The following is a 15980-nucleotide window of genomic DNA, read 5'->3' on the forward strand; positions in this document are numbered from 1 at the left end:
CCACATAGGCGATGCAGCATGGGAAAAGGGAGGTGTCGTTCTATTCCCCTCATCCCTGGTGGAGGGCCTGGAGACCCTCCACGACAGCCGGCGAGGACGCCGGCGGTACAAAACAAGCTGAACCACGAGACAGCTCATCTCTCTTACTTCTTCTTCCTCTGAATGTAGAAATCCCAGTTATCGGCCTGGAAGGCCTATAACCCAAACGTTAGCCTAGCCCGTCAGGGCTGGGTAGGAGATATGCAGCGATTTCCGAGCGCTGGAGGCGCGATACTCACTCGATAGTTTGAGATCAGGTGCCGCGCCGCTGGCGCTCGGATATGTTGTTGTCTGTCGACCCAGTCCTGACAGACTGGGCTGATGTTTGGTGTCGGCCCTTTGGGCCTATTTATTTCTGCCGTTCATTCTTAGGTATCTGACAATCTGCCCATAACTCCATCTTGAGCCACAACACTGCTTGCTCAAGAGTTAATAGCAGGATCTAGAGCATTTTTCGAATTAGTGTAGACCATTTATACAGAGACGGAACCAAGCCTGAGCATTATCAGGGGAAATAAGCTTGAGAGCGTCGGCTATAGCTTGCTCAAGGGATTCTCTGGTTCTAGCTTTGGCAGCCCGAAGCAGTTGTTTGAGCTTAGCCCAAGCCTTTTCGATCGGATTCAGATCGGGCGAGTAAGGCGGCAGGTATAGCAATTCTGCTCCAGCGGCCTCGATCAGCCTCCGTACGCCGTTGACCTTATGGGAACTCAAGTTGTCCATTACCACCACATCGCCAGCTGTCAGTGCCGGACAGAGTATGTGTTCGACATAGGCTAGGAATATCTCCGCATCGGTAGCGGCTTCGATGGTCATCGTTGCTACCATGCCACGAAAACTCATTGCTCCCAGGATGGTCATGATTTTCCATTGTCCTCCAGGAGTAGATTCGTGTATACGAGTGCCTCCGAGGCAACGGGCATAACGCCTCGTCATCGAAGTTGTCACACCACTCTCGTCAAGGAAGATCAGCCGTTCCAGACTTGTCGCCTGGATCTTGGCGACAAATTCTTGGCGTCGCTGGCGGTTCGCTTCGGTATCGCGTTCACTGGCATAGAGCGACTTTTTTTCAGCCGTAAACCCAGTTTCCGAAGTAGAAACCAAATCCGCCCCAAGCTCAGTTCCACGCTTGCTTCATTGTGCAACTTTGCTTGCACTTCAGCCAACGTTAAATCCGGCTCCGCTTCCACCCACGCTATTACCTGCTTTTGCTCTTTGGCTCCGACGTGTGGTTTTCTCCCGGGACGATGAACAACTCGCTCGGCTTGACCACTATGCTTCCGCTGGCTGGAAACCTTCTTCGCCCAACCTACACTTACTCCAAATAGCTCTGCCAATTCCTCCAGCGTCCCATTCCCATCATCATAGGCTGCTAGGAACTTACGTCGCAGATCATCTTCGTAGGCTTTCGCCATTGCTTTGCTTGTCGCTGAGTTTCGCCATGCTCAGTCTACACTAATTCGAAAAATGCTCTAGCCATAGCTCGGCTACGAACATACAGGTTATCCCTTTTGAGGTCTTCTACTGAAGAGCTTCGGCAGAGACTTCGATCTCCTGATGATGTGTGCTGTCCGGGATATCTAGAGTGCCTAGCAGGATTGGCTTGTTTGACGTCAGGGTTACAACTTCTTCGAGATTTGCCTGGCGGAAGGTCGGAGATTGAGGTGCCCCGGCGGCTGCCTTTTCAGCAATGCTCGATTGTTCGATCTTAGTATGCAGCCGCGTCCCTTCTATAATTGCCTCAATACTTAAGCCTATATCGGTATACTGGACGTCAAAGTGAGAATTGGAGTCGTAGGACTCAGCCTTCTTAAAAATAGGAACTTTGCTACCCAGCTTCAGCGTAGCGTTCTTGTCGCCCGTTACCATGAGCGTGTAATGCTCTGTTTTGATACGTTTGTTGCCTTCTACGTCGCTCAATGAGTAAGTGACTCGATAGACCTTAAGCGGACGATCGAGATCGGCAATTATCTTTTGCGCTTGCTTGATATCTTCGGGAGAACCTTTTACGGAGAGAGCGTTTTGAGCGGAAATGTAATAGATTCGCGCTTGAGGAAGCATGTTACGGAGATCCGTCATGATTTCGTTCGCCCCAGTCCTTTGCGTCAGGTGGGTGATATAGAAGGTCTGATAGCTGGACTCGACGGTTTTTAGATCGGGAGACGGTGTTTCTGCTCCCACGTTCAAGGGAAGCCCTAGTGAGGTGCAAACAACTCCCGTAAAGATTATCTTTGTCCAGAATTTTGTCGCTGTGTCAGTAGCCAGTTTCATGCACACATCGCCTCTCTCGGGCCTTTTTGAGACAGGCCCTTTCATCAAACAGGACGCTGGAAAGAAATTTTCGCTCAAAATAATCTTTGAATAACTTTGAGTCGATAAGTAGGACAAAGATTCCTTAGCTGGCGATTACTGTAGCAAGTTTGGGTAGCCCCCCGAAACGACGCTCTCTGCCATTGAATTCACTTACAGCCATTTCCAGATCCGAGGCATCGAAATCTGGCCACATCCTGTCTGTAAAGAACAATTCTGCATAGGCTGACTCCCACAACAGAAAATCCGAGAGACGCTTTTCTCCACCAGTACGAATCAGTAAATCGACCTCACTGCTCCTTTCATGGAGCACCATTGCAAGTAAGGGGCATAGCTGGTCTGCCGAAAGAAGATCCGATGGTGAAGCGAAGGTCGAAGCTGTGAGGGCTGCTTGAGCTATAGAGGTGCGGGAAGAGTAGTCGACAGCAACTCGAAGATGGAGACTGCGGCATGCTTCGGTTGTCTTCTCCGCATGAACAATCTCACGCAGCAAGGTAGCTGGAATGCGGTCGCGGCGGCCAATCATTTCGAGCCGGACATCGCTTCGCCTGAGTCGTTCTTTCTCGAGACGGAAGAAGGCCCTCAGCAGCCAGAAGATGCTTTGGACTTCTGTATTCGGACGGTTCCAGTTATCGGAGGAGAATGCATATAGAGTCAAACGGCTAATCCCCAAACTTGGAGCGTGCTCAACAACGCGGCGGACTGCGGCAACTCCGGCGCGGTGGCCAGCGGCACGGGGAAGTCCGCGCTGTGTTGCCCAGCGTCCATTGCCATCCATGATGATGGCAACATGCAGATCTTGTTTTGATCTAGGGTTCAAGAGATTTAACCTCGAAAGCTTCATCGTTTTGGGTCTATCTTTCATGGTGCTCATGTGTGAAAGAACCACTCCATTCCATGAGCCGGAAATGAAGGTGAGGCTGACCCCACCTTCATGAATAAGTTCCAATTCCTATGCCGGATACTTCGGAGTAAGCGGAATCGACGACTCTTCTGCTGTATTGGAGCCCGGAAGCGAGCTGTACCAATCGACCTTTCGAGTGAAGTACATAGTTGCCGTTATTGCCAGGAAGCTGGCAATCGCGCCCACCAGCAAGGCATTGTCTTCGAGTTGCAGCAGCAGATAGATCAAGATGTACAGCAAGGAGAAGATTGCCAAAGCGCGGAATGCCTGAGCCTTACTGCTAAATACCCACCCTGCATTTGCCGAGAGCAGTGCAACGGTAGCAGTTCCGGCAAGTAAGAATCCAAAATCGAAGCCGATTCGTTCCGAAAGAGAGAGCAGCAATAGATAAAAGATGATCTGCGCGATTCCTACCAGGATGTATTGAGCTGGGTGAATGCGCTTGCCCGTCATTACTTCGAAGATGAAGTAAGAGAGAAAGACTAATCCCAAAAACAGAGGTACATACTTCAGAGAGCGATTTACGGATTGATAAGGGTCGGCTACTTCGATAAGAGATACTCCAAGAGCCGTTGCACTTAATCCTGAGATAGCGTCGGCTTGACCTTCTGCGCGCACGCCACGCGCAATAAAGGGAACAGACCATTCGGCAGAGAAGCCGTTGTTACTTATGCTGCGGTTGACCGGCAGAAATCCGCCATCGAATCCCGGATTAGCCCAATCCCCCTGTATCTTGAGCTGAGTAGTCTTACCGTAAGCAAGTATCGCAATCCTTTGAGCTCCGGAAAAGCGCAAGGTGGAGGTCACGTTGAATTGCGTATTGGGCTTGGCCAGGTCCGCGACTTTAGCTCCGAAGAGAGTTAGCTTGGTCAACTGGCTCTGATCTCCGCTGGCATCTCCGTTCATGGTTAGGCTTCCGGATGTTTCTGCAGGAACGAAAGTAGTGTTCTTTCCGTTCGTGGACAGAGTGGCATCGGACAATGCTCCGCGAGCATCCGTGACTCCGACGATAATTTCGGCTCGGTTCCAGTCCAACTCTGCGCCTTGCGGAGCTGAGGAGGGAACGCCGGACAGATCGAAGCTTGCATCCATCTTCAAGTCTGCCTGAAATACAGGAACACGGAAGAGAGAGCGCCGTCGTTCTTCTGTCTTCGTTTGAACGTTGGCCGAAGCGTGTGCCGGAAATACCAGATAGGTGCCGTATTTTGCAGAATCATTTGGATTCGACGAGGGAATCCGGTAGGGGATCGCCAGTGTCGGTCCCAGGAAGCTTTGCTGCCCTCCGACATGGCTGCTGACCTCCTTTACAACATCCCTCGCACGAAGGGTTCTTTCTTCAATCAGACCCTCGACAAAGAATGCCGGGATGCTCATCAACAAGGCCAGTCCGCAAACCACGATGAGCTTCATTCCCATGGATCGTGATCGCGACTTGAAGCTCAGGCCCGTTGCTGTTAACGGTAGTTCGTTCATTTAGCTTCCTCCGTGCTGTAAAGTACTTTGCAATGTAAAGTGAATAGGCAAAAAATTTTATGCCCGTGACGGTGACAAATCTCCGAGCAGGTTTGAAGCGCTCTCGTCCGTGGTCCCCTTTGCGGCGTCACGAACAACTTGTTCGAGTGTAGAAAGGTACTCCAGATACCGCTTTCGTCCTGAAGCAGTAATTCGACAGATGGTGAGCGGACGATTGCGATCATGTCCCTTTACGATCTCAATTATTTCTTCTTTTTCGAGCACACTCAGATGCCGACTTAGGTTGCCATCGGTAAGCGCGCATAGTTGTTTCAGGTCGTTGAAAGTTAGTCCTTTGGGATTGGTAATGAGAGAGGTAAGAATGCTGAGCCGCGCACGTTCATGAATCACACGGTCCAGTCCCTCATAGGCAAAGCGGCCTTCGCTGGATGGGGGATTAGATTTCATCTGCACCCTCCTGCGAAGTGAAAAGGAGAATTCCTGCGATGAGCAGTTGCCCTGTGCCACAGGGAATTCCCATTGCCCAGGGAGAGAGTGCATGGGCGTCTCCCAAGGAAAGACAAACGAGTCCGGTTAGTAAGTACCATGCTCCTGCTGCCAGCATAGGCCGAGGCAGAAATCTGCAGGAAGAAAAGACACCCAGGCTAAAGATGACCTGCCATATTCCGGGAAGTATCCACAGTGAAGAGGGAACACAACGTACCAACACAATGGTGATCAAGGCCACGGCGGCAACGGAGGGAAGAAACTGCTCCACAGCCATGTGGATCATCTCGTCGGCCATTCCGGAATGAATGCGATGAGTGCGGGTATACATCTGTGCGCCGATGAGTATTGCCGACAATACTGCAGTTCCAATCCATATCCCCAAATACGTGGAGATGTGAGCCGCTGGATTATGAACCCACAGGGCTTGTGCCCCGGACGCCAGAACCGCAAAGACCCCTGTGCTGGCCAACGTTGCAGGGCCATAGCCACGAAATTCCGTACTGCGGGCCATCTGCCTGCGGATGCTGCTGATGTCACCAAGCGCTTTGTAGAGGTCGTCCATAAGTTCTTTACTTTGCATTGTAAAGTAAACCTGAAATAAACGCTTGTCAATGCTCTTGGAATGTCCTTTCCTAACTACCGGGTATTACAGCGAATTAGGACTCCATTCTCCCTGTTGAAGTTTGCCGGAAGAATGGAGTCGCAGTGGTAGGCAGAATAGGGTATCCGGGAATGGCTATTTTGTCGCTTCGCTCCATTCTTGTTCGCCGCGACTGATGAGCAGCATCCGGTCTTCGGGAAGGACCCAGTGTTGCTTAATTAGCTCATCGACAGCTCTCTTATATCGATTGAGATAGTCTTCACGATTGCGGTAACGCTCAGCTATCGACTTGCGCGGATCTCCGGTTTTCTGGCGTTCCGCATAGGTCTTTGCAAACGGAAGATAAGAGCCGAGGAACGCAACGCGCTGGTCCGGCGCGCCGATGCTTGGATCGCGAAGATTCCAGCCTGTATAGGTTGCGAGTGGAACTGTAATTTCGGGCAGACGCACTCCATCGCGCTCATTGCCGTCCGCGTCTACTTGTGGCACGAGCACAGGGAAAGGCCGTCCTACTTCAGGAGGTTGAATGCTAAGCACCCCTTTATGCCAATTTGGCCCAAAGTCCAGACGGTAGGCTTCGCTTGCTTCGTGTGGCACATTCACTCCGGGAATTTTGGGGAACTTGAATTCTTGCAGCGGCACTAGCGTGTTATCGGCAAGCTTCGGATAGCTGCTGGGAGGCGGTGGCGTATTCTTGCGAACCCAGGCGTCCAGATTCGCGATCATCGCACGCCAGAAGTATCTTGAGGGCAGTGGCGACTGTCGTTCCTGTCCAAGTAGATCTCCCTTGCCTTTGACTGGAGGAAAGGGCCCCGTCGAGTGCTGAAGTCCGGTGAAGTGATAGATCCTGACATTCTCCGATAGAGTCGCATCGTGTTTGCCGTCTGCGCTGACGTGAGTCAGTGCTCCTGCGCGCCCCCAATATTCGTAGGAGGTATTTGAGAAGAAGATCTTTGGCACGACCTTCTCGGCAATGGCATGATCGAGCAGTCCTTTTGTTTCTCCTGTGACAGGGTCTTTCTCCGGCAGATCGGTAAAGGGAAAGATGTCGGTTGGAAAGAAGATTGAGGAGGTAGGCTGCGCATCCCGCGATGGTTGGGCAAAGCGATAGTTGAAGCTTCCTCTGCCTGCGCCTGCGACATGGGCGAGAATGCCATCCAGTGCGATTCTTCCTTCTTCATCGGCATTAAAGCCGTCGTAGAGAAGATTGCGGAGAAAGCGTCCGTCCTGTGAGATGCCTTGTCCGTAAACGCGCTTGACCGGAGTAATGCTGTCGGGAGCATGTTTGGAATAGGACGCAAAATCGCGGATCGCCGCAAAGGCTCCTCCGGCAATAACCGGATCTTCGACGACATAGACATACTCATAGATCTTGCCGGGCTGAAAGCCTCCGTTCAGGTAGAGGAATCGGTCGCTGGGAGTAAGTTTGCCGTCAACCATGTGAGCAAACTGCCATTCGCTGCGCGGGATAACTTTACGTTGTCCATCGCGGGAGCTGCGTACGGTAAGGATGTTGCGAGAATCGTTTGGTGCCGCAACGGGATACTCTCTGCCTCCGATACCTCCCGTAATCAGGTGGCCTAGCGGGATCTCCTGTATTACCTTCGACGGCATCAGATCGCCGCGTAAGAGGCCCGTAATCGTCTTCCCATTTGCTTTTGCGATAGGTGCAGTGAAGTGCAGAGCGTTTGCGCTATTGGCATCCCATTGCCAGCCGAGAGTCACAACGGTAAAGCCATTGCGCAGAAGCCAGGCATCTCCCGGATTATTGGCGATGTCCCAATCTCCGCCATCGATCAGCGGAATAATGCTGGAGTGGCCGCGATTCGGTACTTCGAGGATCATCGAGCCGTTGCCCTTGCTGGCAACTTTGGGGCGGATAGCGATGAAGTCCGATACGAACTCAACCTCTCCATTCTTTAGATTGACAGCGTTTTCCAGGTCGGCGATGTGCCGGTTGTGAGGATTGGAAACCGGAAGCAAGAAGAAGACTTTTCCCGTGATGCGCTCATAGCTTCCCGCCGATCCAAATACTTTTCCCCTGAGAACGTCCACGCGAGAACCTATTTCAACACGGGCAACACGAGCGTTAAGAGGAAGGGTCGAGAATAGAAGGAAGGGAAATAGAAGAACTGCGAGAATTCTGAAGCGCATGAGCGCAGCATAACACTCTACCGTTCTGAGAAGAAGATGACCGTTGTGTCACCCCGCCCTCGTTTTATTCACGAAAGTTGCGGTAGAGAGAAACTCGCTTACGGTAGAGCAAACCTGCGAGTGCCGCAATCTTTAAGACGGCGCAAAGCGCTATCAACTAGAGCCTCTACATCCTCAAGTGGAGAGCAGTCTCCACTCTTCCTCGCATTGTTCATATGTTGCAAAGCATCCTGGAGGGATGCTACCAAAGTAGCCCCGGGTGTAGCGTAGCGAAACCCGGGGTAACGTACAAAACAAACATGCCCGCCCCGGAGGCGGCGGGACGAAATTTTGCCCCATCCAGCGAAGTAAGATTCGTTCCGCCCCATCCGGGGCGGAGGTCTTGTTTGCTTTGCTTTCCCCGGGTTTCGCTACGCTACACCCGGGGCTATTGGCTTGGCATCCCTGACGGGACGCCCTTTGAATAAAGCCTGCAAACTTCCAGAATCTATCGGCTACCGATATTGAAACTTTTGTTCATCCCACCTTAACTCGCTTCGCTCGTGAAGATGGGGCACCCGTGCATCTCTTACAGGGGCAGTTCTTCCGGTTACCGATATCGCCGTATCTCCTATGACCTAATACATCCAGTTGCAATCGCGAGTGAAGTCGGAGGTGGTTGAGCGCTGCCATGTTCCTTGGGATTTCTCTACGAGGAAGATGCCTCCGCTTCCGCAAAAGCCGCCACATTTCTTGATAATCGATATCAGGGCTTTTGTATGTGTCTGATTGAATTCGGGAATGCCGAGAAGACGGACATGCTTTATCTGCCTGTATTTTTCGCAGCGTGCGATATCTTGCCCGTGAGTTTCAAGACAGTTTAAAGCCTGCGCTGTCTCTGCTTGCGGAAGCAAGGTATATCCGGAAGAGACCGCAAATTTTTGTTCCCAACGGTGACTCTGTTTGTTGGCTGCTTCAAAGGCCTCAACCATTGCGCGTTCTTCCGGCGTTGAGGGATTAAGACAACTGCCGTTTACCTGCGGAATATCGGTCTCCGAATTTTCTGCGACGACAAGAGATTCCTGCATCGGCGCTCGATAAAGAACGGAATAGATCTCGTAAGCATCGGCTGGAGCTGTTCCTCCTCCAGGCTGATTCAGGGGGTTGGTGGTTGACAGGTCAGGAGTGCTGACACCGTCCTCAGTCTTAGTTTTGCGATGTGTGATGATCCAGGCCCAGAGCAGGACTCCGATAAGGACCGCGAGAGTGATCCAGAGTCTCAGATTCAGGTTTCCGAAGACGCGCATAGGCAACTCCAGGTTGCAACGCCGTAGTTTATTCCTCTTCGGAGATTTGTAAATAGCGATTCTTCGATGTAGCTGAGACAAATCAATATTGGCCTGGAAGGCCAATTAACCAGACGTCAGCCTAGCCCGTTAGGGCTGGGTAGTAGATATGCAGCGATTTCCGAGCGCTGGAGGCGCGGTACTCACTCGATTGGTTCGAGATCAGGTGCCGCGCCGCTGGCGCTCGGAGATGTTATCGTCTGCCTCCCCAGTCCTGACGGACTGGGCTGACATTTGGTACCGGCCCTTTGGGCCTATTCGTTTCTTCCATTCACTTCGGTAGAGTGCTTGGAGTCGGGTCCCCTTGGGACAATTCTGTCTCTTCAATGTCAATAACAGGACCAAGAAACGAGAGCGGCCCTAGAGCCGCTCTCGTTCCCTTGTTGGTTTGGGTTTTCGTTAAAAGATAAGTCGCAATGAAAGTTGCACTTGTCTCGGGAAGTTCTGTTGTGTACTGCCGATTGTGCCGTAACCTGTCCACGCTCCCGGTGCATTGGGATTGGGCACGCTGGTTACGCGCGAGGGGGCAGTCTCCGGGTTGTCGGTACTTGGACCACCGAAGATTGGGGTATTGGTGAAGTTGAATGCTTCGGCTTTGAACTGCAGCTTCAACTTTTCCTGAAGTGCGAATTTCTTTTCTACTGCAAGGGCTGTTTGTTGTGCCCAAGGCTGTCTTACCTTGGTTTGTGTTCCATCGAAGGTATGGATGAAGTACTCGGGTGCATTGGACCAGCAGCTCTGATCGGAATTGTTCAGATAGCTGCCCCAACCCTTCTGGCTTGGAACCGGATTGTATTTCCCGCAGGTGTAGATATCTCCGTTAGGAAGACCAATCGGAGAACCGGAACGGTTTTGGAAAATCCAGTCGAGTTCCCAGTCGTTCACGATTTGTCCCAGCACGCCATGCGCGTCGGAGAGGAGCGCTGCACCTCTGCCGAAGGGCAGACCATAGAGACCGCTGAACGAGAAGGCCCAGGTAGGAGCATCGTTTCCACTGGCCAGATGATAGGAGGGTGTGTCATCAACCAGCCACTGGGCATCGTTGTTCAGGTATCCGGTAGCTGACATCAGTTTTGCCCAGGTGAAAGAGCCCAGGAAGCTAAGCCCTCTGCTAAAGGCGCCGCTCTTGCTCAGGCGTTTTTCCACCTTCGCGATCATGGAGTTGTAGTTGCTATATCCATCGGCATGGGTATATTCGTACAGATCTCCATTGAAGATTGGATAGGGCGTCATCAGCACTTTTGCCGAGACTGTAGGATTCTGACCCAGACCAACGGTGCTGGGCAGGACCCCATAGAACGGATTAGTGACTTGTTGATCGAGATAGCTTGCATCGGCGAGTCCCTTGTAGACATCGCTTCTTTTCAAGCCATTCAATTGACGCGAGGTTCGCAGTCCTGAAGTATGTGCACCTACATACTCCAGGTCCCCGATAATGCCGTACGGCAGTTGTCCCTGGAATCCGAAGGAGTACTGCTGGGTCAAAGGAATCTTCCGATCGCGTTGATCGATTCCCTGGCCGTCTCCTACGAGGGTCAAGGCGCCCAGAGAGCTTCCGGCGGCAGGCGTATATCCGCTTGGGAACGGTGTGCCGCCGCGGTAGTAGGGAGTTGGCGTTACGCTGTTGTCTGCCGAGGCGTTGTAGTCGGTCGATTGATCCCAGGGCGATGCGCCACCAAGCTCGATACCCACTGCGGTGCCGAGTCCCCAACCGCCGCGCATCACCAGTTTGTCAGAGATTGCGTATGTAGCGCCGATCTTGGGTTGAAGCTTCCCAAAGGTGTTCTTGTACGCGGTTAACTTGCTGCTTGCAAATTGCGCTACACCATAAAGCGTGGTGGCCATGGTGGCTCCGTTGGGAAGTGTCCCGCCGGAAGGAAAGGCAATCTGGCTGGTAAGAGAGTTAACGCAGGTCAGGCAGAGTCCGGCGAGCAGATGATTGTTGCGATCTACCGGCGAGGTTTCTGTGTCCCAGCGCAAGCCAAAGTTGAAGGCGAGATTGTGTCTGATCTTCCAATCGTCCTGAATGTAGAGGCCATAGTACTTGTAGGACTCATAGGTTGAGGACTTGTCTTCAACACTGCCACTCTCCGGATATCCCATGATGAAGTCGGCCACGGAAGAGCCGGTAGAGTTGCTGTTATTCGGATACTGCCAGGAGTATTTGCCTGTGAACTTGAATTTCCCGTTAGGCTGTCCAACGCCATTAACGATGTCGTGGAAGAGCATGAAATCAAATCCATAGTGCAAGTTGTGTCGTCCGATTACCTGTGTAATCGATGGGCTGAGAGCGTAGGTCTCAAACATGGTCGGGTCGGCGGTGTTGCCGATGATCGTGCCGAACCTTCCAGTATCGACCTCCGGAGCCCAAGTGCGGCTGGTAGTTGGGATCTGAGGCATGGTCAGGCCAAGATCTGCCGCCGACAACTTCGATAATCCTGCGGCAACTGCTCCGTCGGGATCGACGTTATAGCTTCTGGTAAAGGAGACGCGGACGTCACCAAAAAGATTGGGATTGAAGGTATGAGTAAGGTCGATGACCTGGCTCAGAGTAGAGCGATAGTTGTTGATGTCGCCACGAATCAATGCTCCGGTTAGGCCGCTTGAGTTACGGTACTCATGTCCGGACCACCAGGCAAAGGTTCCGTTGAGCTTGGTAGCGTCACTGATGTTGTAGTCGACACGAACGATCGGCTGGTTATAACGATAGGTGCTCGATCCCCGGTAGCTGTAGTTGTTCGTGTAACCGGATTGCGTTGGTGCAGGGAATAGGCTCAGGAGTTTCAGGTATTGAGGGGAGACCATAGATGCCGGAATCGTATTATTCGGGAACTGGTCTCTCTCATATTTCTGACATGGACTCTGTCCTGCTACTGCACAGTGAACCTGCGACGGGTTGAAGACTCCCTTTACATTTACCGCTTTCAAGTATCCGCTCAGGTTGACGTTCCCGCTTGAGTCGGGATGCATATCCGAGGTTGGTACGTTTCTGACGACGGAAGAGGGCATCACCTCTCGCCACCCCTCAAAGCTGAAGAAGTAAAAGAGATTCTGCCGATGAGGAAATACCGGGCCGCCGACGGTACCACCGAACTGGTGCTCGTTATGGAAGGACTTCTTGGTATTGGTTTGGTTTAGCTGATAAGTGTTTGCATCCAATACTGAGTTACGCCAGTAATCGAAAGCTGTTCCATGGTAATTGCGTGTGCCGCTCTTCAGTATTGTGTTGACGGTACCTCCGGAATAGCGTCCGTATTGCGCATCGTAGGTATTCGTCATGATCTTGAATTCCTCGATCGCATCGATGCTGGGTGCGATGTACCAGGTTCCGGCTCCTCCTCCATTCTGTTGGGAGACGGGGGCGCCGTTCAGTGAGAACTGGTTATAACTGCCACTCTGTCCATTGATGGAGTAGGCGTTGGATTCGTCCCATCCGCGTGTGCCGGAGTAGCCGCTGGAACCGAATTGCGTTTGAGTAAACTGCGTGCCCGGAGTTAGGGATAGCAGCATATATGCTTGGCGTCCGTTCAGTGGAAGGTTCTCTACCTTCTCCGGGTCCATGACCGTACCGCCCGAGGCGTCGGACGTATTCAGCGAGACTGCATTATCTGTGACGGTGACCGTCTCTGCTGCTCCGCCGACCTGCAGTTTGAAGTTGAGGCTGATCTTTGAAGCGATGTCTACATGGATATCGTTCTTTGTTAATTTGCCGAATCCTTGTGCTTCGGTGGTTATTGTGTAGACGCCGGGTTGGACGAATGGGATTACATATAATCCATCGTTTCCCGTAACTACCTGATATTTCTGCTGCGGTCCCGTTGCGGTTACTGTTGCCTTCGGGACAACTGCTCCTGTCTGATCTGTTACCTGCCCGAGGATTGTGCCTCTGTATTCCTGGGCATATGCCGATGAACCTCCTATTAGTAAGACAACGAGAAGAGACAACAATGGAAGGGCTTTGGGAGTCCTTCTCAGCATACGGATAAAGAACCGTCTCATTTCTGCCTCCAGAATTCGACCGCAGTCCGGAATGGAATTGCGTGGTTACCAAGGCATGCGATCGATGGGGAGACGGTAGGGCTGATCGCGATTCCACGTCGTGAACCGTTATGAAAAAAACATGAAATTACGATGAGAAAATAAGTCGTTTGCTTTCAGAATGCTGGAGCCTGCACGCGCAGAGTGCCGAATGATAACGTTCCTACTTTTGAAGCATTGTAGTTGCAGTGATAAATAATCAAAGCACCGTTCCAGATACCAATTTTCATAATGGAGAGGCTCCTATGATTGCTTCAGAGGAGGCGGGTAGTCGCTATCTTTTCGGTGATTGCAAGCTTGATATAAGTGACCGTTGTCTCACTCGTTCTGGGGTAGAACGGTCCTTGCGCTACCAGAGTTTCCAGGTGCTGGTTTATTTCCTTGAACATCCGGGCAGTCCTATTTCAAAAGATGATTTAATTGCCGCCGTTTGGGATGACACCGCCGTTACGGACAATGCTTTGGCGCAGTGCATCGCCGAGATCCGGCGAGAACTCAATGACGATCCTCGAAATCCGCAATTTATCAAGACCATCCCTAAGGTTGGATACCGATTTATTGCCGATGTTAAGGTGATCCGGACTTCAGTACCTCCTTCCTCTGCAGCGACCCCGAATCCAAAGCGCAAAAGAGAAAAGCTTCAGACATCTCTTCGCTCTGTCATAAAAGGAGACAGGTTCCTGGGCGCTGGTAATGGAAACCCTATCTTCTATAGGGACAATCTCGTCAAGATGAGACGATTGTTCTCAAAACCGCGTTGGGGACTATTGGTCGCTGGTTTCCTGCTGTGCGGTCTTCTGTTCTATGGATACCTGCGCGGATTCCATCGCTCGGGAGAAACTCAGGTTGCCGATTCTTCTGTGCCGAGTGTTCCAACCCTTGCCGTCTTTTCTATTGAGAACGATACCGGGCATTCCGAACTGGATTGGTTGAGGGAAGGTGTTGCTGACATGATTTTGACAGATCTTTCTCATACGGGAAAATGGCAGGTGTTAAGCCGGGAAAAGACTCATGCCTTGCTGAAAGATGGCAAATGGTCCAGGACTGCGGGGTTCGGCAAGATGCTGAATGCGGCCCGCTCAATTCATGCGACAGCCTTCCTTTGTGGGAACGTTTCTATCGTTGGCCAGAAAATTCATCTTCGTTTTGAGGCTCACGATGGCAAGGATGGCCATCTGATTTCAAGCGATGAGGTGACGCTGAACGATCCGTCGCAGATTGTAGCCGGAGCCAATTACCTCGCAACCGGTATTGCTCAGCATCTCGGCTTTGCCGAGGACACTAACGTTTCGTTGGCTGATTCCATGACCAGTAATGTTGAGGCCTATCGCTATTATTCGGTTGGCGTAGAAAAGGCTGAGCAGTTTCAGAATACTCAGGCCATCCAGTATTTTAAGAAGGCGATTGAATTCGATCCTCATTTTGCGATGGCCTTTGCCCGGATCGGTTACTCCTATGCTGTGCGAGATTTCCAATATGAGAAGGGGCGTCAGTATCTGGAGCAAGCTATGCGCCTTTCAGGGCATCTGCCTGAGCTGAATCAGCTCTATATCAAGGCCTGGTATGCGATTGCCCGTTCCGATTACTCTTCAGCAGTTCGCCTTTATGAGCAGATTACGCGTCAGGCTCCAGATGAAACAGAGGCCTATTGCCAGATGGGGCGAGTGCTTCGTGGGCAGGAGCGTCTGGAAGAGGCTGCCAATCTACTACGAAGCGCAATCCAGAAACATCCCAACTCTGGAGACCTGTACAACACTCTGGGGATGATCCTCAGTTCTTTGCGGCAGCTTCCTGAAGCTCTCGATACTTATAGGCAGTACACCGTTCTTGAGCCTCAGAATCCGAATTCTCATGACAGCCTGGGAATGGCTTATCAGCAACTGGGACAATATGAAGCTGCCTTGGCCGAATATGGCAAGGCGCTGAGTCTCGATCCCGAGTTCGAGCCTTCCATCTCGCATCTGGGCGATACCTATTATCAGCAAGGACGGTATGGCGACGCCTCACGTGAGTATCGCCGGTATATTCAAGTCTCGCAGGGCAATGATGCGAAGGCCTTGGGTTATGAAGATCTTGCCACTGTCTATTGGACGATAGGAAAGCAGCAGGAAGCACAGGTGGCTGCAACTGCGGCACTTCGCTATAACCGCAACGCAGCCTGGAGCTCTCTGGTGATTGCGCTGGAGAAGCATCAGCCGGAAAATGCAAATCGTCTGGAGAAGACTCTCTTTGCTAATCTGCCGAATTTCGAACGCGGTTCTCAACATAACTATCGGACAGAGTTCTTCTATCGGGGATATATCGAGCTTAAGAAGGGGAATCGGCAGGAAGCAATTCATCTCTTCAAAACTGCTCTTCAGCATTTTCCGCCTTCGTCAGGCATCGATGCATACGAGGATTGCCTGGCCAATGCTTATCTGGAGCTGGGGAATCTGACTGATGCGGTGGCTGAGTATCAACGTGTTCTAAAGATCAATCCAAATTATCCGCTGGTGTACTTCCACCTGGGCGAGGCGTATGAGAAGTTGCACGATAGCCGAAATGCTTCTGCGGCATACAGGCATTTCCTCCAGGCAAATCCTGCTGCGGACCAGGATAATCCTCAGATAGTAGAAGCAAAGCGCAAAACAGGAGTGCGCGAATCGTAGAA

At 51.8% G+C, this 15980-nt stretch carries 10 protein-coding genes; 1 reads left to right on the forward strand and 9 read right to left on the reverse strand.

Annotation, left to right across the window (positions count from 1 at the left end):
- Window positions 1-498 precede the first annotated feature (498 nt).
- The 9 genes from AC6I7T_RS26400 to AC6I7T_RS26440 all read right to left on the reverse strand — a co-directional run bounded on the left by AC6I7T_RS26400 (window position 499) and on the right by AC6I7T_RS26440 (window position 13291).
- The gene (locus tag AC6I7T_RS26400) at window positions 499-1140 is read right to left on the reverse strand and encodes an IS630 family transposase (RefSeq protein WP_497788089.1); all 642 of its coding nucleotides are present in this window, start codon (window positions 1138-1140) and stop codon (window positions 499-501) included.
- A 417-nt stretch (window positions 1141-1557) separates the two neighbouring features.
- Window positions 1558-2307, reverse strand: a complete 750-nt coding sequence (locus tag AC6I7T_RS26405) for a secretin N-terminal domain-containing protein (RefSeq protein ID WP_497790788.1) — start codon at window positions 2305-2307, stop codon at window positions 1558-1560.
- A gap of 124 nt (window positions 2308-2431) precedes the next feature.
- Complete coding sequence (locus tag AC6I7T_RS26410) at window positions 2432-3220, reverse strand: di-trans,poly-cis-decaprenylcistransferase (protein ID WP_497790789.1); 789 nt, start codon at window positions 3218-3220, stop codon at window positions 2432-2434.
- A 78-nt stretch (window positions 3221-3298) separates the two neighbouring features.
- Entirely contained in the window at window positions 3299-4723 is a 1425-nt protein-coding gene (creD, locus tag AC6I7T_RS26415; protein WP_497790790.1) for a cell envelope integrity protein CreD, read from the reverse strand.
- 57 nt (window positions 4724-4780) lie between these two features.
- Window positions 4781-5170, reverse strand: a complete 390-nt coding sequence (locus tag AC6I7T_RS26420; RefSeq protein WP_497790791.1) for a transcriptional regulator — start codon at window positions 5168-5170, stop codon at window positions 4781-4783.
- Complete coding sequence (locus tag AC6I7T_RS26425) at window positions 5160-5774, reverse strand: hypothetical protein (protein WP_497790792.1); 615 nt, start codon at window positions 5772-5774, stop codon at window positions 5160-5162. The genes AC6I7T_RS26420 and AC6I7T_RS26425 overlap by 11 nt, the downstream gene beginning before the upstream one ends.
- A gap of 174 nt (window positions 5775-5948) precedes the next feature.
- Window positions 5949-7967: an alpha/beta hydrolase domain-containing protein gene (locus tag AC6I7T_RS26430; RefSeq protein ID WP_497790793.1), complete on the reverse strand. Its 2019-nt coding sequence runs from the start codon at window positions 7965-7967 to the stop codon at window positions 5949-5951.
- Between the two features lie 617 nt (window positions 7968-8584).
- Complete coding sequence (locus tag AC6I7T_RS26435) at window positions 8585-9253, reverse strand: hypothetical protein (protein WP_497790794.1); 669 nt, start codon at window positions 9251-9253, stop codon at window positions 8585-8587.
- A gap of 438 nt (window positions 9254-9691) precedes the next feature.
- Complete coding sequence (locus AC6I7T_RS26440; protein ID WP_497790795.1) at window positions 9692-13291, reverse strand: TonB-dependent receptor; 3600 nt, start codon at window positions 13289-13291, stop codon at window positions 9692-9694.
- 284 nt (window positions 13292-13575) lie between these two features.
- On the opposite strand from AC6I7T_RS26440, the gene AC6I7T_RS26445 reads away from it, so the two are divergent.
- A complete protein-coding gene (locus AC6I7T_RS26445) occupies window positions 13576-15978 on the forward strand; it encodes a tetratricopeptide repeat protein (protein ID WP_497790796.1) in 2403 nt (800 codons plus the stop codon).
- The last annotated feature ends 2 nt before the right edge of the window (window positions 15979-15980 follow it).

It is taken from the genome of Humiphilus diazotrophicus (assembly GCF_059726315.1).